The 22,985-nt window shown below is 70.7% G+C and carries 17 protein-coding genes and 5 tRNA genes; 14 read left to right on the forward strand and 8 right to left on the reverse strand.

All coding sequences use genetic code 11. The features are described from left to right. The first annotated feature begins 54 nt into the window (after positions 1–54). Positions 55–633 (forward strand): TetR/AcrR family transcriptional regulator, encoded by a 579-nt coding sequence (locus KZ829_RS10755; protein ID WP_220143707.1) that lies wholly within the window; start codon positions 55–57, stop codon positions 631–633. Here the strand turns inward: KZ829_RS10755 and KZ829_RS10760 are convergent. Continuing rightward, positions 620–979 carry a DUF2784 domain-containing protein gene (locus KZ829_RS10760; RefSeq protein ID WP_220143708.1) on the reverse strand — a complete coding sequence of 120 codons (360 nt, stop codon included), beginning with the start codon at positions 977–979 and terminating at the stop codon, positions 620–622. The two genes, KZ829_RS10755 and KZ829_RS10760, sit on opposite strands and share 14 nt — an antisense overlap. A 252-nt stretch (positions 980–1,231) precedes the next feature. Here KZ829_RS10760 and KZ829_RS10765 point away from each other — a divergent pair. From KZ829_RS10765 to KZ829_RS10790, 6 genes are all read left to right on the forward strand, one after another. Next, positions 1,232–1,304, forward strand: a tRNA-Arg gene (locus KZ829_RS10765). A 5-nt stretch (positions 1,305–1,309) separates the two neighbouring features. Further along, positions 1,310–1,383, forward strand: a tRNA-Leu gene (locus KZ829_RS10770). A gap of 27 nt (positions 1,384–1,410) precedes the next feature. After that, a tRNA-Ser gene (locus tag KZ829_RS10775) sits at positions 1,411–1,501 on the forward strand. Between the two features lie 13 nt (positions 1,502–1,514). Continuing rightward, a tRNA-Pro gene (locus KZ829_RS10780) sits at positions 1,515–1,589 on the forward strand. Between the two features lie 11 nt (positions 1,590–1,600). Beyond that, a tRNA-Ser gene (locus KZ829_RS10785) sits at positions 1,601–1,688 on the forward strand. 91 nt (positions 1,689–1,779) lie between these two features. Continuing rightward, a complete protein-coding gene (locus tag KZ829_RS10790; protein WP_220143709.1) occupies positions 1,780–2,367 on the forward strand; it encodes a dihydrofolate reductase family protein in 588 nt (195 codons plus the stop codon). On the opposite strand, the gene KZ829_RS10795 is transcribed toward KZ829_RS10790, so the two are convergent. From KZ829_RS10795 to KZ829_RS10805, 3 genes are all read right to left on the reverse strand, one after another. After that, positions 2,345–2,911, reverse strand: a complete 567-nt coding sequence (locus tag KZ829_RS10795) for an NUDIX domain-containing protein (protein WP_220143710.1) — start codon at positions 2,909–2,911, stop codon at positions 2,345–2,347. The genes KZ829_RS10790 and KZ829_RS10795 overlap by 23 nt on opposite strands. A gap of 145 nt (positions 2,912–3,056) precedes the next feature. Next, the gene (locus tag KZ829_RS10800; protein ID WP_220143711.1) at positions 3,057–4,640 is read right to left on the reverse strand and encodes an MFS transporter; all 1,584 of its coding nucleotides are present in this window, start codon (positions 4,638–4,640) and stop codon (positions 3,057–3,059) included. 75 nt (positions 4,641–4,715) lie between these two features. Further along, complete coding sequence (locus tag KZ829_RS10805; RefSeq protein ID WP_220143712.1) at positions 4,716–6,575, reverse strand: elongation factor G; 1,860 nt, start codon at positions 6,573–6,575, stop codon at positions 4,716–4,718. Positions 6,576–6,822: 247 nt separating this feature from the next. On the opposite strand from KZ829_RS10805, the gene KZ829_RS10810 reads away from it, so the two are divergent. From KZ829_RS10810 to KZ829_RS10820, 3 genes are all read left to right on the forward strand, one after another. Further along, on the forward strand, positions 6,823–7,413 hold the full coding sequence (locus KZ829_RS10810; protein ID WP_220143713.1) for a CPBP family intramembrane glutamic endopeptidase: 591 nt from the start codon (positions 6,823–6,825) through the stop codon (positions 7,411–7,413). A 58-nt stretch (positions 7,414–7,471) separates the two neighbouring features. Continuing rightward, positions 7,472–9,043 (forward strand): DHA2 family efflux MFS transporter permease subunit, encoded by a 1,572-nt coding sequence (locus KZ829_RS10815; RefSeq protein ID WP_220143714.1) that lies wholly within the window; start codon positions 7,472–7,474, stop codon positions 9,041–9,043. Between the two features lie 257 nt (positions 9,044–9,300). Next, entirely contained in the window at positions 9,301–9,969 is a 669-nt protein-coding gene (locus KZ829_RS10820) for a phosphotransferase (RefSeq protein ID WP_220143715.1), read from the forward strand. 422 nt (positions 9,970–10,391) lie between these two features. Here the strand turns inward: KZ829_RS10820 and KZ829_RS10825 are convergent, their stop codons facing one another. Genes KZ829_RS10825 through KZ829_RS10835 form a run of 3 tightly spaced genes read right to left on the reverse strand, consistent with a single transcriptional unit; the run spans position 10,392 to position 14,301 of the window. Next, complete coding sequence (locus tag KZ829_RS10825) at positions 10,392–11,636, reverse strand: vWA domain-containing protein (protein WP_220143716.1); 1,245 nt, start codon at positions 11,634–11,636, stop codon at positions 10,392–10,394. After that, positions 11,633–12,805, reverse strand: a complete 1,173-nt coding sequence (locus tag KZ829_RS10830) for an AAA family ATPase (RefSeq protein WP_220143717.1) — start codon at positions 12,803–12,805, stop codon at positions 11,633–11,635. The genes KZ829_RS10825 and KZ829_RS10830 overlap by 4 nt, the downstream gene beginning before the upstream one ends. Next, positions 12,802–14,301, reverse strand: a complete 1,500-nt coding sequence (locus KZ829_RS10835) for a hypothetical protein (protein ID WP_246635442.1) — start codon at positions 14,299–14,301, stop codon at positions 12,802–12,804. Before KZ829_RS10835 ends, KZ829_RS10830 begins: the two co-directional genes overlap by 4 nt. 2,671 nt (positions 14,302–16,972) lie before the next feature. On the opposite strand from KZ829_RS10835, the gene KZ829_RS10840 reads away from it, so the two are divergent. Next, complete coding sequence (locus tag KZ829_RS10840) at positions 16,973–17,578, forward strand: response regulator transcription factor (protein WP_220143719.1); 606 nt, start codon at positions 16,973–16,975, stop codon at positions 17,576–17,578. Between the two features lie 28 nt (positions 17,579–17,606). Beyond that, positions 17,607–18,188 (forward strand): VanZ family protein, encoded by a 582-nt coding sequence (locus tag KZ829_RS10845; protein WP_220143720.1) that lies wholly within the window; start codon positions 17,607–17,609, stop codon positions 18,186–18,188. Here the strand turns inward: KZ829_RS10845 and KZ829_RS10850 are convergent. Beyond that, entirely contained in the window at positions 18,103–19,293 is a 1,191-nt protein-coding gene (locus KZ829_RS10850) for a glycosyltransferase (protein ID WP_220143721.1), read from the reverse strand. The two genes, KZ829_RS10845 and KZ829_RS10850, sit on opposite strands and share 86 nt — an antisense overlap. A gap of 430 nt (positions 19,294–19,723) precedes the next feature. Here KZ829_RS10850 and KZ829_RS10855 point away from each other — a divergent pair, with 430 nt between their 5' ends. Together KZ829_RS10855 and KZ829_RS10860 are read left to right on the forward strand one after the other, a co-directional pair. Beyond that, positions 19,724–21,652: a nucleoside-diphosphate sugar epimerase/dehydratase gene (locus tag KZ829_RS10855; RefSeq protein WP_220143722.1), complete on the forward strand. Its 1,929-nt coding sequence runs from the start codon at positions 19,724–19,726 to the stop codon at positions 21,650–21,652. Between the two features lie 62 nt (positions 21,653–21,714). Then, entirely contained in the window at positions 21,715–22,971 is a 1,257-nt protein-coding gene (locus KZ829_RS10860; protein WP_220143723.1) for a nucleotide sugar dehydrogenase, read from the forward strand. Positions 22,972–22,985: the final 14 nt, after the last annotated feature.

A 22,985-nucleotide genomic window follows, 5' to 3' on the forward strand; every position in this document is an offset into this window, starting at 1 on the left:
CACTCTAGTGGGCGGTTGCCCACCCGACAGATTCGGCTCGTGTAGATTCGGCTCGTGCCGACCGGTGTGGCCCTGCGCGACGTGCGGGAACAACTCTTCGACGCCGCCGACCGGATCCTGCTGCGATCCGGCCCCGAGGCGCTGACCAGTCGTGCCGTCACCGAGGGTGCCGGCTGTGCCAAGGGCGTGCTGCACCGCCACTTCGCCGACTTCGACGCCTTCCTCGCGGAGTACGTGCTGGATCGCGCCAACCGCATGGACACCGAGGTCCTCGGCCTGCGCGACGCCGCCGGCACCGGGACCGTCACCGGCAACGTGGCCGCGGCCCTGACGTCGCTCTTCGGATCGGTCGCGGTCGCCATCGTCGCGCTGGTCACCTTCCGCGACGGGCTGCGCGCCCGGCTCCGCGAGACCTGGCCGGCCGGCGTCCCGGTGCTCACCGACGCGGCCGTGATGATCGGCGACTACCTGGAGGACGAGCGGGCCCGCGGCCGGGTGGCGGCCGGCGCCGACACCGCGACCCTCGGGTCCGTGCTGATCGGCACCGGACATCTGCTCTTCGCCGACCGGACCGGCGACCCGCCCGCCCCGGAGCGGGTCCTGCGGACCGTCGAGACGATCATCCCCGCCTGAGCCGCCAGCGGCGCACGGCGACCGCGTAGGAGAAGACCACCACGGCGGCGATCAGCAGGCGAACCTCGTTCAGGTAGCGCTCCGGATAGATCACCCCGGTCAGGTACGTGTCGATGAATCCGCGGCTCAGCCCGGCCTCGCCGGTCCGCTCCCGGGCCCGGTCCTCCACGTAGGTGAGCGGGCAGTTCAGCCCGAACAGCACGATGCACAGGCCCCACCCGGCCGCCAGCAGGTGCAACCAGACCACCTTCGGCCAGCGCCAGGCCAGGAAACCGCCGAGCACCACGAACGCGATGAACAGGAAGTGCACGGCCATCGTGACCTCGGCAAGGATCCGGTAACCCATACCGTCCAGTTTCCTCGATTAATTCGTTGGACGGGTCCCCGTGCCATTGCCTACCTTGGTTTCAGCACCGACCGAGCGAGTCGGATCAGGAAGAGGAGGGGAAGCGATGTCCGTCATGCAGATGCTTCCCCTGAGCCGACCGCTGGGGCGGTGGCGCGGCTAGCAGCCTGCTAGCGATCTTCGCGCCGCCCTTCCGATCATCGGAACCGGGCGGCTTTTCGTTTCCCTTGACAATTCCACAGCGAATGACAGGTCCCCGTAGCTCAGCGGAGAGAGCACCGGATTACGGATCCGGGTGTCGGGAGTTCGAATCTCTCCGGGGACACGCAGGCCCGGGTAGCCCAACTGGAAGAGGCGCCGCGTTCAGAGCGCGGAGGATGGGGGTTCGAATCCCTCTCCGGGTACGCGAAGGATCATGGAGGATCCACGATGGAGGGCTGGCCGAGTGGCCCAAGGCGGCGGATTGCTAATCCGCAACAGGGGTGACAACCCCTGTCGGGAGTTCGAATCTCCCGCCCTCCGCGCAATTGGTCAACGGGTCGTGGCGCAGCCTGGCCAGCGCGCTCGCTTTGGGAGCGAGATGTCGCGGGTTCGAATCCCGCCGACCCGACTGTTCGACAGGGAGACGCCAGCCGATGGGTGCCGGCCGCCGCCTCGAAAGCGGTTGGAGGTTTGACGCCTTGTGGGGGTTCGACTCCCTCCGTCTCCGCCTTCGTTAGGGAATCGCCGCGTGAACGCCTTGCGTGAACCGCCGGCGGGGTAGAAACCTGCGAGAAGGGATGCGCAGAAGGAGGCCTGCCATGGGCAAGGTCGTCGCTGCCCTGTCCATGTCACTGGACGGGTTCGTCGCGGATGAGAACGACGGCGTCGGTGAGCTGTTCGGCTGGCACCAGAACGGCGACGTCGAGGTGCCGAGCGCCGACCCACGCCGGGTCTTCCACGTCTCCCAGGCGAGCGCCGGCTTCCTGCGCCACACCCTGACCGGCACCGGCGCGCTGATCTGCGGGCGGCGGCTCTTCGACCGCACCGACGGCTGGGGCGGGCGGCACCCGGCCGGCTGCCCGGTCTTCGTGGTCAGCCACACCGTGCCCGGCGGCTGGCCCCGGCCGGACTCGGAGACCAGCTTCCACCCCGACGCCATCACCGCCCTGGAAGCGGCACAGGACACGGCCGGGGAGCGGACCGTCTCGGTCTCCACCCCGGCGCTCACCCAGCAGTACCTGGACGCCGGCCTGCTCGACGAGCTCGTCGTGTCGCTGGTGCCGGTGCTGCTCGGCGCGGGTGTCAGCTTCTTCCGCGAGCAGGAGGTGGGGCCGATCCGCCTCGCCGGCCCCGACGTGATCGAGGGAACCGGCGTCACCCATCTCACCTACCGCGTACTGAGGTAGGCAGTTTGCTCAGGAAGCGGCCCAGATGCGGGTCGAAGTGGGCCGGGTCGGCCGCGGCGATCTCCACCGGGGTCCACCAGCGGGCCTGGTGGAACTCGCCGGCGTCCGGGCGCAGCTCCTGGCCGCGGTGCAGCTCGGCGACGTACCACAGGCTCACGTCGATGTGGCCGGAGTCCAGGCCGACCGTCTCGGTGACGGTCAGGAAGAGCGGCTCGGCCCACGGTTTCGCCACCACCTCGAGCTCCTCCTCGAGTTCGCGGACCGCGGTGTCGTACGGCTCCTCGTCCACCTCGACGTGCCCGCCGGGCGGCAGCCACAGCCCGGCGTTGCGGTGCTCGACGAGCAGGACGCTGCCGTCCGCCGGATCGACCGGCACCACGTAGGACACCAGGTGTTTCGCCGGCTCGGCCGGCTTGACCCGCCGGTAGACGTCGTCGGTGCGGCGCAGCCATCCGAGCACGTGTCCGCGGTGTTCACCTTCCAGGTTGTCGACCGGCTCCAGCCGGGTCACGAGTTCGTGCACTGCCGCCACCGTTGAACGCATGCGGGCATGATGGCAGCTCATTGTGTTGGGCGGGTGACGAATCGCGCATGATCATGCGCCAACCGCAGGCGGGCGTGGCGCCCAGCCACCCCTCATAAGGGAGGACCGCCCGGTTCGACTCCGGGGCCTGCGACCACCTCCGGCATCAGCCGAGCAGGTTGCTGTCGCCGCTGGACGGCCGCGGGTCGGGCAGGCGGGTCATCCGGAACGCGTTGAGCAGCCCGAGCAGCGCGGCCAGCAGCGGGATGATCAGCGCGGTCTGGAGCGCGACCGGCCGGGCCTCGGTGTTGATCCGGATGATCTCGTCGTGCACCTCCGGCGATCTGCCCGCCAGCAGGGTGTCCAGGTGCTCGTTCGTCATCACCTCGGCGTTCTGCTCCAGGGCCTGGGCGACCTCCTGCTTCTCGCCCGGGTCGAGCACGGTGCTGCGGTCGGCCAGCGTGGTGAACGACAGGCTGAGCGTGGCCAGCATGATCGCGCCGGCGAAGGCGAGCCCGAACGACAGGCCGAACGAACCGCCCGCCGAGTTGACCGCGGCCGCCTCGCTGACCCGCTCGTCCTCGACGGGCGACAGCGTGTAGTTGTTGAGCTGCGACACCAGCAGGCCGAGCCCGGCGCCGGCGACCGCCAGCGGGATCAGCAGCTGCCAGCCGAAACCGGCTCGCGGGACCAGCGGGATGAGCACCGCCGTGCCGAGGCTGAGCAGCAGGAACCCGGTCCGGATGATGGCCGCCGGGCGGCGTTTCCCGGCCCGGCGCCCGGCCAGCAGCGCGACCCCGAACATGGTCAGCGACAGCGGCGCCAGCGACAGGCCGGCCTCCAGCGCGTTGTACTCGAGAACCATCTGGAGGTAGATCGGCAGCGCGATCATGATGCCGCCCAGCGTGATCTGCTGGAGCAGCTGCCCGGTGATCCCGGCCCGGAACAGGTGGGAGCCGAACAGGCCCGGGTCCAGCAGCGCGGGCCGGTTCGCCCGCTTGCGCCGCACCAGCCAGTAGGCGAGACCCGCCAGCGCCACCACGCCGAGGCCGATCAGCGCGAAGACCCGGTCGCCGCCCTCCTGCCAGACCAGGATGCCGAGCACCACACCACCCATGCCGACGACCGACAGCACCGCGCCGACCAGGTCGATGTGCCGTGGCCCGGCATACTCGACGTTGCGGATCAGGCCGATGCCGGACAGCACCACCGCGATGATCACGCCCTCCAGCGCGAACCCGACCCGCCAGGACAGGAACGTGGTGATGAAACCGCCGATCAGCGGCCCCACCGCGGCGGCGATCGCGGCCGCGGCGCCGACCATGGCGTACACCTTGGTCTGTGCCTTGCCCTCGAAGTTGCCGTGGATGAGCGACTGCATGGCCGGCAGCAGCAGGGACGCGCCGATGCCGCCGATCAGCGCCCAGCAGATCACGATCGGGGCCAGGCTCTGCGAGACGGTCATCGCCACCGCGCCGACCGCGTAGCCGAGCAGGCCCAGCACGTAGGCCCGTTTGCGGCCGATCAGGTCGCCGACCTTGCCACCGATCAGGATGAAGGCGGCCGACACCAGCGCCTCCAGTGCGATGGCCGACTGCACCCGGCTCGCCGTGGTGTCCAGGTCCCGGACCACCGCCGAGATCGAGACGTTCATCAGTGAGGTGTCCACGACCAGGACGAACATCGCCATCGACAGCAGCACGGCCAGCCGATTGGGACGGCCGACCGTCTGCTCCGCATCTCGTGCCATGACGAGAGCCTGGTCGGAGGGCGGCGCCACGACATCCCCCCGTGCGGATGAGATCATCGTGGCGCCGACCGTTCGCTATGCCGCCGGACGGTAGCCGGCCGGACGGCTGGTGAACGTGCCGCGGCCGTGCGTGCGGCTGCGCAGCCGGGTCGCGTACCCGAACAGCTCGGACAGCGGAACCGTCGCGGTCACCGTCCGTACCGTCGAATCGGTCACCTGAGCGCGGCGCGCGGCAAGATCGCCGAGCACCGCGCCGAGCGCGTCCGAGGGCGCGCTCACGGTGACCTCCGCGACCGGCTCGAGCAGCGTCAGCGTGCAGGCGCGCAGCGCCGAGCGCAGGCCGAACCGGCCGGCCGCGCGGAACGCCATCTCCGACGAGTCCTTCGGATGCGTCTGCCCGTCGGTGAGCGTCACCCGCAGCCCGACCACCGGATGGCCGCCGAGCGGACCGTCGCCGAGCGCCTCCCGGCAGCCCGCCTCGACCGCCCGGATGTACTCGGCCGGCACCCGCCCACCGGTCACCGTGGAGGCGAACACGAAACCCGTGCCCGGTTCCGGCGTCACGTCCAGGACGACGTGCGCGAACTGGCCCGCGCCACCGTCCTGTTTGACGTGCCGGTAGAGCATGCCGGTGACGCCGCCGGTCACCGCCTCCCGGTAGGAGACGCGCGGCCGGCCCACGGTCAGCTCCAGGCCGGTGGTCTGCCGCACCTTCTCCACGGCCACCTCCAGATGCAGCTCACCGAGACCGGACAGCAGGGTCTGCCCGGTCTCCGGGTCGGTGCGCACGGTCAGCGACGGATCCTCGCCGGCAAGCGCGGCCAGCGCCGCCGGCAGCTTCAGCGCGCCCGCCCGGGTACGCGCCTCGACCGCCACCGACACCAGCGGCTCAGCCGTGCGCGGCGCCTCCAGCAGCACCGGCCGCTGCCGGCTGGACAGCGTCGTACCGGTCCGGGCCGCCTTCACCCCGGCCACCGCCACGATGTCGCCGGCCACCGCACGGTCGATGTCGGTGTGCCGGTCGGCCTGCACCCGCAGGATGCGGGCGATCCGTTCGGTACGCCCGGCGCCCGCGTCCCACACGGTGTCCCCCTTCGTGATCGTGCCGTCGTAGACGCGCAGGTAGGTGAGCCGTTCCCGCCGCTTGAAGACCAGCGCGACCAGGTCCTTCGCCGGGTCGCCGGCGGGCGCCGGCAGGTAGTCGACCACCGCGTCGAGCAACGGTTCCACACCCTTGTCCCGGTAGGCCGAGCCGCAGAGCACGACTACCGCGCGTTGGGTGACGCTGAGATCGCGTATCGCCTTCTTCAGTGTTGTATCCGACATGTTGTCGAGGTGATCCAGCGCCTCGGGATGCAGTTCGGCGACCGCCTCCTCCAGCTTCTGCCTCGCTGCTCCCGCGGAGGCCGGTGGATCGTTGACCAGGTCGATCACGCCGGCGAAGTCGCCCTCCCGGCCGATCGGCAGCTGCACCACCAGCGGCGTGACCTCCAGCCGGTCGCGGATCGAGGCCACGGCCGCGTCCAGGTCGGCCCCGGGGCGGTCCAGCTTGTTGACGAAGGCGATCCGGGGTACGCCGTACCGGTCGGCGGTCCGCCAGACGCTCTCGCTCTGCGGCTCCACTCCGGCGACGCCGTCGAAGACGGCGATCGCGCCGTCCAGCACCCGCAGCGACCGCTCCACCTCGTCGGCGAAGTCGACGTGCCCCGGCGTGTCGATCAGGTTGAGCCGGTGGCCGGCCCAGTCGCAGCTGACCGCCGCCGCGAAGATGGTGATGCCACGGTCGCGCTCCTGTGGATCGAAGTCGGTGACGGTGTCGCCGTCGTGCACCTCGCCGGTGCGGTGGGTCATGCCGGTCGCGAAGAGGATCCGCTCGGTGAGCGTGGTCTTGCCGGCGTCGACGTGCGCAAGGATGCCAATATTACGGACATGCATGATGAATCGGTCTTTCGAGTCTGATCGGAAGGCGGACCGCGCCGTTTACAGGCGGCAACCAGCCCCGGTGGCGCAGCCGGGGCCGGCCGCACCAGACACGAGAATCAGCTCGAAACGCGACACGGGGATGACGACGGCGGTGCGGTAGCGCATGGCCGTGTCTCCTTCCCGATCGCGGTGATGGCGTCACGGTACGGAAGATCCGCCAGGGATGTCGAGCGATTAATGTGAAGCGATCATCGTCCTGGTGCTGGCGTTCATGGCGGCGGTCCGCGTGTGGAACCGCCGCGGTCCGGCGCGGGCCCAGCCCTTCACCGGGCCGCTCGCCGCGGCCACGCTGGTCCTTCTCTCCGGGCTCACTCCCGCCGAGGCGGGTCTCACCCTCGCTGCCGGTCGGGGGTACGCGGTGAGCGCGGCCCTGCTCGTGGCGGCCGGCTACGGGGTGGCCCTCTCGATCCCGGCCGCGCGCCGGGCGCTGGCCGAACCGTACTTCCCGCACCCGGTCCGCAGCGCCCTCCTCGGCGTCCCGCTGAGCACGGTGATCTTCGAGGAGGTGGCGTTCCGCGGCGTGCTGTTCACGCTGGTCGCCCAGGCCCACGGACCGGCCTGGGCGGTGGCCGTGACCTCGGTGCTCTTCGGGCTCTGGCATCTTCCGGACACCCGGGAAGTGGCGTTCACCACCCTGGCGGGCGTCGTTCTCAGCTTTCTCCGGCTGCTCAGCGGCGGACTTCTGGCCCCCATCGTGCTCCATTGGACCGCCAATGGCCTGGGAATACTCACCTCGGCATGGGTGCGCCGATCCGGGCAACCGGATATCGGCGAGCGCGACGAAACCTGAGAACCCTGTCGTACCCCGCCGCTACGCTCCGGAATGCCGCCCAACCTGTGGAGATGTTGTGAGCAGTCAATCCGCGGCGGCGCCGGCGAAACTCGACGGTGCCGTCCTCAAGATCGCCGGGGTAGTGGTCCTCGGCGCCATCATGTCGATCCTCGACGTGACCGTGGTCAGCGTCGCGCTGCCCACCTTCCAGAAGGAGTTCAACGCCACCTACGCCGAAGTGGCGTGGACCATGACGGCGTACACGCTGGCCCTGGCCACGGTCATCCCGCTCACCGGCTGGGCCGCTGACCGGTTCGGCACCAAGCGGCTCTACATGTCCGCCCTTCTGCTCTTCACCATCGGCTCCGTCCTCTGCGCCACCGCCGACAGCATCGGCCAGCTCATCGCCTACCGCGTGCTCCAGGGTCTCGGCGGCGGCATGCTCATGCCGCTCGGCATGACGATCATGACGCGGGCGGCCGGCCCCGAGCGGATCGGCCGGCTGATGGCCGTCCTCGGCATCCCGATGCTGCTCGGCCCGATCGGCGGCCCGATCCTCGGCGGCTGGCTGATCGACTCCTACAGCTGGCACTGGATCTTCCTGATCAACCTGCCGATCGGTCTGGGCGCGCTGATCTACGCGCAGGTCGTGCTGCCGGCGGACCGCCCCGAGCCGTCCGAGTCGTTCGACTTCATCGGCATGCTGATGCTGTCACCCGGCCTCGCCCTCTTCCTCTACGGCGTGTCCTCCCTGCCCGAGGAGCAGACCCTCACGGCGAACAAGGTGTGGATCCCGATGCTGGTCGGCGCCGCGCTGGTGATCGGCTTCATCTTCTACTCGTTCAAGCCGGTGCACCCGCTGCTCGACCTGCGGCTGCTGCGCAACCGCAACCTCACCGTCGCGTCGATCACGCTGGCCGTCTTCACCGTCGCCTTCATGGGCGCCGGGCTGCTCTTCCCCAGCTACTTCCTGCAGATCCGGGGCGAGTCGACGCTGCACGCCGGCCTGCTCATGGCCCCGCAGGGCATCGGCGCCATGGTGACCATGCCGATCGCCGGCATCCTCGCCGACAAGATCCCGGTCGGGCGGACCGTGCCGTTCGCGCTGCTCCTGATCGCGGGCGGGTTCTACACCTTCACCCAGGTCGGGACGGACACGTCGTACCTGCTTCTGTGCGGCTCGCTGTTCGTGATGGGCCTCGGCATGGGCGGCACCATGATGCCGATCATGACCTCGGCGCTGCGCACCCTGACCAACCACGACGTGGCCCGCGGCTCCACCCTGCTGAACATCCTCCAGCAGATCGCCGGCTCGGTCGGATCCGCCGTCATGTCGGTGATCCTCACCAGCGAGCTGAACGGCTCGCCCGCCATCCCCGGCGTCACCAACCCGGAGACCGGCGCCCCGGTCACCGAGGCGGGCCTCGCGATGGCCGCCCAGTCCGACCCGTCGATCGCCGCGACCATCCCCGACCCGACCCTGATCGAACGCGGCCTCCAGTTCGCGGCCGACGCGTTCGCCAACACGTTCATGGTCGGTTTCGTGCTGACGGTGCTCACCATCGTCCCGGCGCTGTTCCTGCCCCGCAAGCACGAGGAGTCCCACCTGCTCGACGACGAGAACGTCCCTCCCGTCGTCCTGCACTGACCCCTGCACGTCACGTCACGCCCGGCCGGCCTCCACCGGCCGGGCGTTCCGTTTCCCGGCCTGTTCGCTGGCTGGGCGTTCGGTTTCCTGCCTGTTCGCTGGCTGGGCGTTCCGTTTTCCCCGGCCTCTTCGCCGGCTGGGCGTTCGGTTTTCCGCCTCTTTCACCGGCCGGGCGTGTCTACCTGATGCTTTCGCGGACCGGTGCTGGCAGCATCGCCGGTCCCGGGGTTTGCCGGGGGCGGTTACCGTCCCGGGGCATGGATCTTCTTGGATCCGGCCGGGAGGCCGACATCTACGCCCTCGATGAGCACCGGGTCCTGCGCCGGTACCGTCGCGGGGATGACGCTTCGGGCGAGGCCGCGGTGATGGAATACCTGGCCGGGCGCGGATTCCCGGTGCCGCGGGTGCACTCGGTGGACGGCCCTGACATGATCATGGAACGGCTGGACGGCCCCACCATGTCCGGCGCCTTCGCGGCCGGGACGCTCACCGTGGCGGAAGGCGCCGACATCCTCGTCGGCCTGCATCATCGCCTGCACGAGCTGCCCGCCCGCCTGAGCTCCGCGCCCGGCGACCGCATCCTGCACCGCGACCTTCATCCCGAGAACGTCATGCTCACCTCGCGCGGCCCGGTCGTCATCGACTGGCACAACGCCGCCGAAGGCCCGGCCGCCGTCGACGTCTGCCTGACCGCGATCATCATGGCCCAGGTCGCCGCCGACCGAACCCACCCGCATGCCGCCGCGGCCGCCGAGTTCCTCACCGGCTTCCTCGCCCGGATCGGCGACGGCGCGCTTTCCGCCCTCGGCGACGCGATCGCGGTGCGCCGCGCCGACCCTTCCCTCAGCCCCGCTGAGGCGGCCCGGCTCGCAGACACGGTCACCCCACTGATCCGTGCCGCCTGGCCATCCCACCACCCCGTCTGAAGGCGGCCAAACGTCCAGGTTTGCGGGGATGGTGGAGCGCGCCCGCCGCCGGCCGCGATCTTGGACGTTCTACTACCTCTCGCGGTGGCGAATCGTCCAAGGTTGCGGGGTGATGGGGTGGTCCGGCCTGCCGGTCGCGATCTTGGACGTTCCAGTGCCTCTCGCGGTGGCGAATCGTCCAAGGTCGCGGCGGTGGTGGGCGCTCCCGCCGGCCCCGCGATCTTGGACGTTCTACTGCCTTCCGCGGCGGTGAATCGTCCAAGATCGGGGAGGGGGTGGGCGCTCCCGCCGGCCGCGATCTTGGACGATTCACCGCCTGCTGCGGTGGTAGATCGTCCAAGGTCGTGGTGGGGGTGGGCGTGCGGCGGTGGGGTGGCGAGGGTGAGGGCGGGGTGCGGCGGGGGTGGGGTGGGGCGGAGGGGTCAGCCGATTGTCACTACGCGGGCCCACGAGGGTGGGGGATCGGGGCGGTGGTCCGGGTTCGCGGCGTTGACGGTCCGGGGGCGGTGGAACAGGCCGACCACGGTTCGGCAGGCGGGCTGACTGCGGGGCCACGGCGTCTGGCCGTCGGTCAGGACGACCACCACGTCCGGTGCCGGGCGGGTGGACAGCGCACGCTCGAAGCCGGCCCGCAGGTCGGTTCCGCCGCCGCCGGTCAGCTCGATGCCCGCCGAGGTGCAGACCGGGGCCACCAGGTGGGCGGCGGCGTCGCAGGCCACCACCCGTACCAGATCGCGGTGGCCACCGACGGCCCGGCTGATCGCGGCGACCTCGAGCAGAGCGCTGCCCAGCTCGGTGTCGCTCACCGAACCCGAGGTGTCGATCACCACGGCCACCCGCGGTGGGTTGCGCCGTAGGCTCGGCAGCACCACCTTCGGCAGGCACACCGAGCGCCGGGCCGGCCGGCTGTAGACGTAGTCCTCGCCGACGCCGGGGGCCGAGGCGGCCGAGCGGATCGCGGCGCCCAGCAGATGCCGCCACGGCTGCGGCGGATGGATCACCCGCTCCGCCCACCGCCGCCAGCCCAGCGGCGCCCGGCCCGGAGCGCCGGTGATCGCCTGCGCCACCCGCAACTGGACCAGGTCACGTTCCTGTTCGTTGAGGGCGTGGGCGCCGTCCGGGCCGAGTTCCCAGACCCGGGCCAGGCCGTCCGCGCCGCTGCCGCAGTCCAGCCAGGCCAGCTGCCGGCGATAGGTGTTCGCCGAGAGCTGGGCGACGTACTCCTCCATGAGCAGGCCGACCGGCAGATTCACCTGGCTGGGGTGGACCGCCCCGCGTGGCTGCGGCAGGCCATCGCCGTACACATCGTCGTTGATCTCGAAATCGGCCGCGATGTTCATCCGCAGCCGGTCCCCGCGCCGGGTCAGATCCTTCGCGGCGGCGAGCCGCTCGCCGCGGCCGTGATGGTCGCGCAGCAGGTGGGCGACCTCGTGCACCCACACCCCGGCGAGATCCTTGAGGGGTGTGGCGGCCACGAAGGCGGGGGAGACGTAGCAGCGCCAGTAACGGTCGACCGCCATCGTGGGTACGGTCGGCGACTCCACCACCCGCAGTGCGAACAGGGCGGTCGCCAGGTAGGGCCGTGCCTCGGCGGCGTAGAGGCGCGCCGCGTACAGTCTCTCGCTCTCCTCGGCGGTGAGCGCCGCACGCGGCCCTGTGCCGGTCATCGGGCCGCGCCGACCCGCTCGGCGAGGGACAGGACCGGGGTGAGCTGCTCGATGTCGGGTGGCAGCACCCAGTCGGCGCGGCGCAGGGCGGCCAGCGCGGACGCCGGGGCCACCACCAGGTCGGGGGCGCCCATCTTCAGCGACCGCACCAGCACCACCCACGCCGCGTCCCAGCGGGAGCGTTCCGGGCGCCGGCGGACCGCCTCGACCAGCCCGTCCAGGATCGCCTGGCGCAGGTCGCCGCGTTCCGGGAGCAGGGCCGTGTGCGGTTCGGCGAGCAGGTGCTCCGGGTCGGGCAGGTCCATCCGGTCCAGGAAGGCCATCACCTCCAGGCCCGGACCGTCGCCGACCGTGCCCCGGATCAGCATGGACAGCACCTCGCGGGAGGCGCCCGCCGCGGTGGCGAACGCGATCAGCCGCAACGCCATGTCCCAGCTGCGCGGCGACGGCCACGGGCCGCCCCGGCGGGTCTCGGTGTCCGGCAGGCGGTGCACCATGGTCGGCCGGGCACGCAGGAAACCGCACACCGCGCGCCGGGCCATGTCCACCGCCTCCGGCAGACGGCCCGGATCCAGGGACGGAAGAACGGCACGCGGCCAGGTTCCGCCGAGGCCACGGACGACGACCTCGTGCTCGTACGTCCATTGGAGGTGTACGAACCGGTTCGCCAGCGGCGGGCTGAGCTCCCAGCCGTCCGCCGCCGAGGAGCGCGGGTTGGCGGCGGCCACGATCCGTACGCCGTCCGGCAACCGCAACGCGCCCACCCGCCGTTCCAGGACCACCCGGAGCAGGGCGGCCTGCACGGCGGGCGGGGCGGTCGACAGCTCGTCCAGGAAGAGCAGGCCACGACCGGCCCGCACCAGCCGGACCGCCCAGTCCGGCGGCGCCATCGGCACCCCCTGCACGGCCGGATCGTCACCGACGATCGGCAGACCCGCGAAGTCGGACGGTTCGTGCACGCTGGCGATCACCGTGGTCAGTGGCAGTCCCAGACCGTCGGCGAGTTGATGCAGGGTGGCGGTCTTGCCGATGCCCGGTTCGCCCCAGAGCAGCACCGGCAGGTCGGCGGCGACGGCCAGGGTGAGAGCGTCGAGCTGGTTGTCGGGCCGTTCCTCGGTACGGGTGTCGGCGAGCAGAGTGAGCAGATCCGTGGCCACGGTAAGAGTCAAGAATGATCACCTTTTATCGATTTGATGGGTTGAAAGGGGCGTGCTCGTCGTTTCGTCCGATGGTCCCGTCCCCGGCGCCCGAGCCGCCCGAGTTTGACCTTCCCGGAGAGCCCCGGCTCGCCGGAGAGCACCCCGGCCCGGAACATCCCGTGCCGGACCCGCTCCTCCACGGCGGCCGCGAACTCGTCCCGGAGCTCACCCTCCGGCAGCCGCGCCTCCGGCCCGAGGTGCTCCTCCGCGACAGCCAGCGCCCCGTCATGATCGCCGTGATCGAGCCGGTTCCGGACCTCGTCGAGGAACGCCGGCCGCCGTCCCTGACCGGTGATGGCCGCCAGGCACGGCAGTTGCGGGCCGCCGAGCCGCCGCAGGATCTCCTCCCGCCGCAGCTCCTCCTCGCCGTGATCGAGCGGCCTCAGTGCCCCGTCCACCAGCCCGAGCCGATGGACCTCGCCCCGGCACTCGACCAGCCGCTCCCCATCGCGGACGCCCGCACCGGCTCCGCCCGCACCGGCTCCGCCCGCACCGGCTCCGCCCGCACCGGCTCCGCCCGCACCGGCTCCGCCCGCACCGGCTCCGCCCGCACCGGCTCCGCCCGCACCGGCTCCGCCCGCACCGGCTCCGGTCGCACCGGCTCCGGCCGGGCTGGGTGCTCCGGAACGGCTGGGCGCCCCGGAACGGCCCGGTGCCAACGCCGCGGCCACCAGCGGATGCAACCGGTCCGGTGTGATCAGTCCGGCATGGAGCAGTTCCAGGTCGGGCAGGACCCAGGTGGCCGCCCACGGCAGCACCATCCCGGCCGGATCCCCGCCCCGGTCGGCACGCCGTGGACGGTCCTCCCCGAGCACCAGCCGCCGCCCGCCCCCGAGACGAACGGTGACCGCCCCGTCCCGCCCTTCGGCCGCCCGCAGAATCGCGGCTTCGGCCTCCCAGCGGTGCGCCGCATACCCTTCCGGAGCGGGCTGCCAACTGTCCGAGCCGCAGCGTTCCCGCAGCTCAGCAGCTTGATCGGCGGCCCAGAGATGAGGATGCAGATCGAGCCGGAACCGCCGATCCGGCCGAGCGCGAGGATGCGGCCCCGGATCCCGGGAACGCGGCTCCCACAAGGCGAGACTGATCCGCTGCCCGCCGGCGGCCCATCCCGGAGCGGTCCGTGCCACCAGATGGACGGCCGCTCCCGGATACCGGGCGAGCGTCATGGTCAGACCGGGCCGCAGCAGCCCGTCCGGCGCAACCCGCGGAAGATGCCATCGCAGCAGCTCAGGAGCCATGCGCCGAAGATCGGCACGAATCATCGCCGCGAACCCACGCCCATAGGCGCGCCCAACGGCCCGAAGATTGAGATCAACGTCCACATGCGCGGCCGCGCAGGCCCCGGCCCAATCGCCGGCCACCCGTCGCGCGGTAGCGGACTCGATCATCGAAGGCGGTACGCCGAACTCCCGCGCACGCCGCCAGCCCTGACGACGGGATTCCCCGTTCGCAATCCATGAGCGCATCAGCACTCACCTTTTGCGAACAGAACCCCCGATCCACAAACGAAGGTATTCATCGCACGGCACTGTACAGCCCCCCTTCCGCAAGTGTCACCCCCAAAACCCCGATCGCCTATTTGTCCGTTTATTTGCGATTCTTCCTTTCTCGTACGCGGCAATTCGCCCACAACCGCAACCACAACGCCCGCCAAGCCGCGCGACCATCTGCAACTCCATGCCGCAGCGCGCCCGCCGGGCCACCTGCCCACGCCAGGCCGTCGCCCACAACACCGGCACCCCCACCACCCGCATCCGCACCCCCGCAACGACCCCCTCAGCCCGTCGCGATCATGCCCAGCCGGCTCCCAGGGCGGTCTCAACCGCCCCAAGACAGCACTGACCCCGCTGGTCAATTGATCGCCGCCTACTCCTCCGGCCCGTTTCGCGCCGGCCGGCGCGCACGAAACGCCGTCCGTGGTCGCATACCCGCGTTCCGGCGGCAGCCCAGGCCCACGGGCGGCGCAACGTGTGCGCGTGCCGGGCCGGAGGGCGGGCAGTTGATCGGCATGGGTCAATTGACCAGCAAGGTCAGCACTGACGTCCAGCTGGATCTTCGTGGCTGGCTCGCAGAGCGGTCTCGGTCGTTCTGAGGGAGTGCTGGCGTCCAGCTGGATCTTTGTGGCTGGCTCGCAGTGCGGTCTCGGTCGTTCTGAGGGGGCGCTGGCGTCCAGCTGGATCTTTGTGGCTTGTTCCAGGGTGGTCTCCGCCGTTCTGAGGGAGCGCTTGGATCTTTGTGGTCGACTGCCAAGGCTGTGTTGGGCGGGGTGAGTGGCTCCTGCTCCGCGCGCCGGTGGCGTTGGCTGTTGGTCACCGCTCTGCTTTCCAGGCGCCGGGCCTGCCCACTCTCGGCAGATGCGCGGTCACGGTGATCGGTCCGCGGTTTCGCCGGGCCCGGTGGCCACACGGCCACCGAGCCCGGCGGGGGTGGGTGCACACGGTCGGGTTTTGACGATGGGTGGGTGCATGCGGTCGGGCTTGACGCGAGTGGGTGCACACATTCGGGTTGTTGATGCTGCGGTGGGCGCACACGCAGGTCGCCGCGTGCGCGGCCAGCATCGCTGTAGGCCCCGTAGGCGACCACGAAATCGCTGGTGTGTGCGCCCACCCCGCCCGATCGCCGTGACGGCTGCCCACCCGGTGGCTTTCGTTTGCGCTCCCTCCAAACCCGACCGGCGGCACCCCGCGTGAGCGAGGGACCCCGCTCACCGACCTTTGTGGAAGACCGAGGTAGCCAGGGAGCCTGCTTCTCGGTTGTGGGCGGCCGCGATGTCGAGTCGCGCATTCGGATGGCTGCGGCGTCACCCCGACTCGCCGACGATCTTGGGTGATTTGTAGTTTCGGGGCGATCTTGATTCCTGGTTGTCGTCCGGTGGTAGATCATCGTCCATGATCTATTTTCCCTGGAGACATTGGGTTATCGGATGCACCCGGACGGCCATGATCGCCCAAGATCGCGCCGCTCGGCAATGATCGCCCAAGATTCACATCGGCGCTCGCGGACGGCTCGGCCGGCCGGCGGTGACTGGCCGGGGGTGGCTGGCCGGGGGTGGCTGGCCGGGGGTGGCTGGCCGGGGGTGGCTGGCCGGGGGTGGCTGGCCGGGGGTGACTGGCCGGGGGTGACTGGCAGGCGGGGACCGGGCGGCGGGGAGCGGCCGAATCTCGCGGCGAAGGCGGGGGACACGCGAACAGGCGACGTGACACCGGGGCCGGGCGACAACCGGGAAGGAGACTGGGGAACTGCCGCGATCTTCCACACGCTCGCCGTGCCGGTCGCGGTTGGTGATCGCTGGGGGTGGGCGGCTCGGCCGGCGCCGGCCTTGCCCGTGTGGGGGTCGGGCCGGTGTGGGCGTGGAGGCCTGGAGTCGCGGTGAGGCCGGTCGGGCCGGTGTGGGCGTGGAGGCCTGGAGTCGCGGTGAGGCCGGCCGGGCCGGCGCGGGCGTGGAGGCCTGGAGTCGCGGTGAGGCCGGCCGGGCCGGCGCGGGCGCGGGGGCCTGGAGTCGCGGTGAGGCAGGCCGAACCGGCGGGGCGGGGCGGGTTGCGGTCGGGGGCGGCGTCACGCGTACCGATGAGGGTGCGTGAGTGAAACCGGAAGGGCGACCGCGGAAGGGGAGCGGCGGATCGTCACCCGTGCGAGGGAACGGTGTAATCCTTTTCGGGCAATGAGTTCGTGATCCAATTCTGGATGATCATGAATGGTTTGGATAACGGTCCGGTTGCGGCGAGGGAATCGTGGTCACTTTCAGGTGATCGGAATGGCTATATTCGATCAGTTCGCTGTACCTTTGGTCCAGATAAATCGGGACATCGCCCAGGTTTCTGGCGAGTAACTGATCGATGTCCCGGTCATTTCGGCCCCCTGAATCGTTGATCCGGCATACCTGACTCGTTCGATCGGCTATCACTGTGTGCGGAGAGTGCTCCGGACCGTTACGTTAAGTGTGTGCCCCGTGGAGATCGCCATTGGCACGGATTAGGGTTGAGCTGGGTGAACGACCGTTTTCCCGGATCAATGGAAGATCTGTCGACCCGAGGTCGTCCGAATGGACACGGGGCGATAGAAAGGTATGTGCATCCAACGTTCCTGACAGGTCGACGAACCGGCCGGAAGCCGGCGTCCCTCGGCAAGGGTGGTGTGATGATCCGGGTCGTTGTGGTGAGAGACGAGGGATACTTCGGTGTCCCGGTGCGAGCGTTCCTCGAGACCGAACCGGACATGCACTACGTCGACACCCTCCCGATCGGCGCCGATCTGGCGCAGCGTGCCGCCCAGCTCTGGCCGGCCGTCGTCGTGATCGACACGCAGTACATGGTGAGCCAGGTCCTGCCGATAGCCGACGGGCTGCACACCGCGATCCCGTCCTGTTCGATGCTGCTGCTGTGTGATCCGTCGAAACGGGGCATGCTGCCGCCCCGCCGGTGGAACGGTGGGCTGAACTTCCTGGTCAAGGACTCGTCACCGGCCATGCTGGCGGACGCGGTGCGGCGCCTGGCCCGCGGCGAGCGCGTGGTGTCGCCGATGTTGCAGGCCGCCTCGCTGAACACCGATCGTGGCCTGAGCACCCGCGAGCTGGAGGTCCTCGGCCTGGCCGCGGAGGGCGAGTCGGTGAAGGAGATCGCCGGCCGGCTCTACCTGTCCGGCGGGACGGTGCGCAACTATCTGTCCGCGATCATCTCCAAGACCGGGGCACGCAACCGGCTGGACGCCATCCGGATCGCCCGCAAGGAGGGATGGCTTCGCTGACCGGTGCGGCCGGGTAGCGTGGGAACGGATGCCAGTCCATCGACTCGACATCCCGGCGCTGCCCGTTCTGCTGCCTCTGGGTGTCATTCTGATGATCGTTTCCACGGTGTTCCTGCACCGCCGTGGGCAGTTGACCCCGGGCCGGCTCATCGTCTTCTGGTTCGCCGGGTGGTATGCGGTGGCCATTCTCGGCGCGACGATGCTCCCGATGAGTCTGTCCTGGGGGCCGGGCACCGGCGGCCCGGACCTGGAGCGGATCCTCTGGGTGCCGATCGAGGACATGCGCCGTCGCGACTTCGTGCTGAACATGGTGATGACGCTGCCGCTCGGCGCCGTACTGCACATGGTTTTCGGGGTGCGCGGCTGGGGCGCGGTCGTGAAGATCGGTTTCGCGATCAGCCTCGGCATCGAGTCGGCCCAGCTGTTCCTGTTGCTGACCCTGCACGGCCTGCGCTGGGCCGATGTGCACGACCTGACGTCGAACACGTTCGGCACCGTGGTGGGCTATCTGATATTCCGCCGGCTCATGCGTTTCGTACATTTCCGCCGGGCAGTGGAAAACTGTTCTTTCGACCGAACCGGCCGCGGTAGCCCAGCAGCGGTGCGATGACCCGGCGGGGCCCGGGCCGGTCGCCGATCCGCTCGTAGAGCCGGCCGACCGAGGCGGCCAGGTGGTCGGCGTCGTACCGGACTCCCGCCGACCGGGCCGGCAGCCGTCGCCCGCGGCGTTCGGCCAGGCAGAGCACCTCGGCGCGCAGCGCCCGCGGCAGCGACTCCCGGTCCAGGGAGAGCCGGTGGGTGCCGCGGACCGTCGCGCGCGCCGCCACCCGCTCCTCCAGCGGCAGGCACGAGCCGTAGACGGCGGGCAGCCCGGAGGCGATCGCCTCCAGCGTGGCCGTGCCGAAGGCGGTGTGGTCGGGTGACGCGAAGACGTCCATGGCGCAGAGCATCTCCCTCGGGTGGGCCACCGCCCCGGCGAACAGCACCCGGTCGGCGACGCCCGCGATCACCGCGAGCCGTTCCAGGGCGGCGCGCGCCGAACCGTCGCCGACCAGCAGCAGCACCGAATCCGGCACCTCGGCGACCGCGCGGATCAGCAGGTCGAACCGCTTGTCCGGTTCGAGTCGCCCGAGTCCGCCGATCACCGGCACGTCCGGCGCCACGCCGAGCCGGGCCCGGGCCGCCGCCCGCAGCGCCGGGTCGAACCGGAACTCGCGGGCGTCGATCGCCTTGGGGATCATGGCGATCCGCCGCTCCGGGACGCCCCACGAGCGCAGCCGCCCGGCGATCGCCGGGGACGCCGCGATGGTGACCTGGCCGAGGCGCTCACCGGCCAGGTAGAGGGCGCGGACCGCGGGGGAGACCCGGCGGCCCTCGATGGTCTCGGTGCCCAGGTGGTGCTCGGTCGCCACCACGTGCGGGACGCCGGCCAGCCGGGCCGCGATCCGGCCCTGCACGCACGCCCGGTACAGGTGGGTGTGCACCACGTCGTACCGGCCGGCGCGCATCAGCTGCCGCAGCCGCCGGACCGCCGCCGGGTCGTGGTCACGTGACGTGGTGATCCGGTGGACCTCGACGCCGTCCGGCACGTCCACGGCGCCGGCCGGCGCCAGGGTGACCACCTCGCTCTCGTACGGCAGCCGGCGCACCAGCAACCGCAATTGCTGCCCGGCTCCACCCGGTTCCAGCGTGCTGATCACATGCAGCACCCTCATGTCTTTGTCCCCCGGTCGCATTCTCGACAGAACGCTTGCGACACCCGCGCTCAAGACGCTGCCGGAAACGGCGTCGCAACGGAAGTCTCAGATGTCACGCCTAAAGTGAGTCCTTCTCATCGTGGATATGACATCCTCCGCCGAATGGCCATCCGTAGCCATCCGGAAGTATCTCGCGGAAATGCCGATCAAGGCCCTGTCCTCAATGGAACGGCGAACATGAGGTTTACTCGCATAGCCCATGACAATTGCTACTGTAAACCGACCTCGCTGACTGGAACTCTAAATTTGCGAAAGGTCGATAGGACGCTACGCAGACGAGTCGCTGCCCGCATTTCAATGTCCGGAAATGCATTTGCGCCGACTCGTTTTTCCTTGTCGAGCGAAGGATCCGCGGCCGGCCGCGCCGGCATCGTACGAGGGGGAATCCATGCAGGTACGGCGACAAGCGTTCGGCGAGTCGCGCGGCCCGGGCGCACACCCGGTCCCGTGGCATCGCCGAGCCCTGCCCGGCCGCGCCGCGCGGGCGCTCACCGACGCGGCGGCCCTGGCCACCGCGCTGCTGATCGCCACGCTGCTGCGGCACGACGGGCACATCGGCAACGTCGATCTCACCGGTCTGGTGGTGCTGTCCGCGGTCGCCGCGGCCGTGCACACGCTGGCCGGCATCAATTTCGGGCTCTACACCGGACGGTGGGCGTACGGCTGCTTCGAGGAGATCGCCGCACTGGTCAAGACCTCCGCCGTGACCGTGCCGGCGGTGCTGCTCCTGGACACCGTGCTGGGCCGGCTCGTGCCGCGCACGGCGATCATCGCGGCCGGCATGTTCGCGCTGGTGCTCACCGCCGGCGTCCGCTACATGGTCCGCTCGCTCCAGGACAGCCGGCTGCGGCCGTCCCCGGACCGCGGCGCCCGGGTCGTGGTGATGGGCGCCGGGGAGGGCGCCACCTCGGTCATCCGGGCCATGCTGCGCAGCCCGTCCAGCCCGTACGTGCCGGTGGCCCTGCTCGACGACGACCCGGCCAAGCGCACCTTCCGGGTGATGGGCGTGCCGGTCGTCGGCACCCGCGACGACATGGCCGACGTGGTCCGCCGGTTCCGCGCCGAGGCGGTGGTGATCGCCATCCCGAGCGCCAGCGCCGACCTGATCCGGGCGCTCACCGAACTGGCCCAGCCGCTCAACGTCGACCTCAGGGTGGTCCCGCCGGTGGTGGAGCTGTTCGGGCGTACCGTCCGGGTCGAGGACATCCGCCCGGTCAGCCACGAGGACCTGCTCGGCCGCCGCGAGGTCGGCATCGACCTGGAGGCCGTCGCCGGATACCTGTCCGGCCGCCGGGTGCTGGTCACCGGCGCCGGCGGCTCGATCGGCTCGGAACTGTGCCGGCAGGTGGCCCGGTTCAACCCGGCCAAGCTGGTGATGCTGGACCGCGACGAGTCCGGCCTGCACGCCGTGCAGCTGTCCCTGGACGGCCGCGGCCAGCTCGACGACCGCAACCTGGTGGTCGCCGACATCCGCGACGAGCAGCGCCTCGACGAGGTGTTCGCCGAGCACAAGCCCCAGGTGGTCTTCCACGCGGCGGCCCTCAAGCACCTGCCGCTGCTGGAGATGCACCCGTCCGAGGCGCTCAAGACCAACATCATCGGGACGTACCAGATCCTCCAGACCGCGATGCGGCACGGCGTCGACCGGCTGGTCAACATCTCCACCGACAAGGCCGCCGACCCGTGCAGCGTCCTCGGCTACTCCAAGCGGATCACCGAGCGGCTCACCGCGGCCGCCGACGCCCTGGTCCCCGGCACCTACTGCAGCGTCCGGTTCGGCAACGTGCTCGGGTCCCGCGGCTCGGTGCTCACCGCCTTCGCGGCGCAGGTCGAGGCGGGCGGCCCGATCACCGTCACCCACCCGGACGTGACCCGCTACTTCATGACCGTCCAGGAGGCGGTGCGGCTGGTCATCCAGGCCGGCGCCCTGGAGAGCAAGGGCGAGGTGCTGATCCTCGACATGGGCGAGCCGGTACGCATCGCCGACGTCGCCAAGCGCATCGCCGACGCCGCCGACCAGCACATCCAGATCGTCTACACCGGCCTGCGGCCCGCCGAGAAGCTGGCCGAGGTGCTGCTCGGGCCGGACGAGCCGGACCACCGGCCCAACCACCCGCTGATCTCGCAGGCGCCGGTGCCACAGCTGGACGGGGCCGTGCTGTCCCTGCTCGACCCGTCATCGCCCCGGGAGGACCTGATCGCCGTCCTGCACTGGCTCGCCGCGAGCCCTGCCCTGCCGAAGAAGCCGCACCCGGTCATCGCCGGCAAACAGCGCCGCCCCGAGACCGCCGCCGTCCCACCGGGCCGGCGTCCGTGAAGAACCGGCGCTACGGGCGCCGCCTGCGCAAGGCCCGGAAAATATTGAAGGAGAACACGCCCATGCGGGTCGTCATCGCCGGTCAGGGTTACGTGGGACTGCCGCTCGCGGTCCGCGCGGCCGAGGTCGGGCACACCGTCGTCGGGTTCGACGTCGACGACGAGCGGATCAAACGCCTCGCTGCCGGTGAGTCGTACGTGGACGACGTCTCCTCCGCCCACCTGCAACGCGTCCTCGCGAGCGGCTCGTTCCACCCGTCGTCGGACCCCCGCGCGTGCGCCGGCTTCGACGTCGCGGTGATCGCCGTGCCGACACCGCTGCGCGACGGCAGCCCCGACCTCACCTACATCGAGGACTCGGCCCGCACCCTGGCCCGCTACCTGCGGCCGGGCGCCACCGTGGCGCTGGAGTCCACCACCTACCCGGGCACCACGACCGAGCTGGTCGCGCCGCTGCTGGAGGAGGGTTCCGGGCTGATCGCCGGCGTCGACTTCCACCTCGGCTACAGCCCCGAGCGCATCGACCCGGGCAACCGGGAGTGGAACCTCACCACCACGCCCAAGGTGGTCTCCGGCATCAACCCGGCCTCCCTGGAGCGGGTGCAGGCCTTCTACTCCTCGGTCGTCGAGCAGACCGTGCCGGTCTCCGACCCGAAGGTCGCCGAGCTGGCCAAGCTGCTCGAGAACACCTTCCGGCACGTCAACATCGCCCTGGTCAACGAACTCGCGGTGTACGCGCACGACCTCGGCATCGACGTCTGGGAGGCGATCGCGGCCGCCGGCTCGAAGCCGTTCGGCTACATGCGGTTCACCCCGGGCCCCGGCGTCGGCGGCCACTGCCTGCCGATCGACCCGTCCTACCTGTCCTGGCGGGTGCAGCGGACCCTCGGGCAGAGCTTCCGCTTCGTCGAGCTGGCCAACGACATCAACAACCACATGCCCGACTACGTGGTACGCCGCCTGGTCGCCGCCCTCAACAAGCGCCGCAAGGCGGTCAACGGGTCGCGGATCCTGCTGCTCGGCCTGGCCTACAAGAAGAACAGCGGCGACGCCCGGGAGTCGCCGGCCCGCCGTGTCGCGTCCCTGCTGCTGGACATGGGCGCCGAGGTCCGGGCCACCGATCCGCACGTGGTCGAGGACGCCCACGTCGACAGCCGGGTCGGCATGGTCCCGCTCACCGCCGACCAGATCGCCGCCGCCGACGCCGTGGTGCTGCTCGCCGACCACGACGACTTCGACCTCGACCTGGTCCTGGAACACGCGCCGTACGTGCTGGACACCCGGCACCGCCTGACCGGCCCGAACGTCGAGTCGCTGTAAGAGAAGAGGAACAT

Origin of the sequence: Actinoplanes hulinensis, from assembly GCF_019429605.1 — a bacterium.
In the GTDB taxonomy this organism is placed as follows: Bacteria; Actinomycetota; Actinomycetes; order Mycobacteriales; family Micromonosporaceae; genus Actinoplanes; species Actinoplanes campanulatus.

Bases quoted from the DNA above. Each gene is read 5' to 3' on its own strand.
- KZ829_RS10850 (WP_220143721.1), bottom strand. From the start codon at position 19,293: ATGAGGGTGCTGCATGTGATCAGCACGCTGGAACCGGGTGGAGCCGGG.
- KZ829_RS10840 (WP_220143719.1), top strand. From the start codon at position 16,973: ATGATCCGGGTCGTTGTGGTGAGAGACGAGGGATACTTCGGTGTCCCG.
- KZ829_RS10820 (WP_220143715.1), top strand. From the start codon at position 9,301: ATGGATCTTCTTGGATCCGGCCGGGAGGCCGACATCTACGCCCTCGAT.
- KZ829_RS10860 (WP_220143723.1), top strand. From the start codon at position 21,715: ATGCGGGTCGTCATCGCCGGTCAGGGTTACGTGGGACTGCCGCTCGCG.
- KZ829_RS10845 (WP_220143720.1), top strand. From the start codon at position 17,607: ATGCCAGTCCATCGACTCGACATCCCGGCGCTGCCCGTTCTGCTGCCT.
- KZ829_RS10835 (WP_246635442.1), bottom strand. From the start codon at position 14,301: ATGCGCTCATGGATTGCGAACGGGGAATCCCGTCGTCAGGGCTGGCGG.
- KZ829_RS10825 (WP_220143716.1), bottom strand. From the start codon at position 11,636: ATGACCGGCACAGGGCCGCGTGCGGCGCTCACCGCCGAGGAGAGCGAG.
- KZ829_RS10855 (WP_220143722.1), top strand. From the start codon at position 19,724: ATGCAGGTACGGCGACAAGCGTTCGGCGAGTCGCGCGGCCCGGGCGCA.
- KZ829_RS10800 (WP_220143711.1), bottom strand. From the start codon at position 4,640: ATGGCACGAGATGCGGAGCAGACGGTCGGCCGTCCCAATCGGCTGGCC.
- KZ829_RS10805 (WP_220143712.1), bottom strand. From the start codon at position 6,575: ATGCATGTCCGTAATATTGGCATCCTTGCGCACGTCGACGCCGGCAAG.
- KZ829_RS10760 (WP_220143708.1), bottom strand. From the start codon at position 979: ATGGGTTACCGGATCCTTGCCGAGGTCACGATGGCCGTGCACTTCCTG.
- KZ829_RS10795 (WP_220143710.1), bottom strand. From the start codon at position 2,911: ATGCGTTCAACGGTGGCGGCAGTGCACGAACTCGTGACCCGGCTGGAG.
- KZ829_RS10790 (WP_220143709.1), top strand. From the start codon at position 1,780: ATGGGCAAGGTCGTCGCTGCCCTGTCCATGTCACTGGACGGGTTCGTC.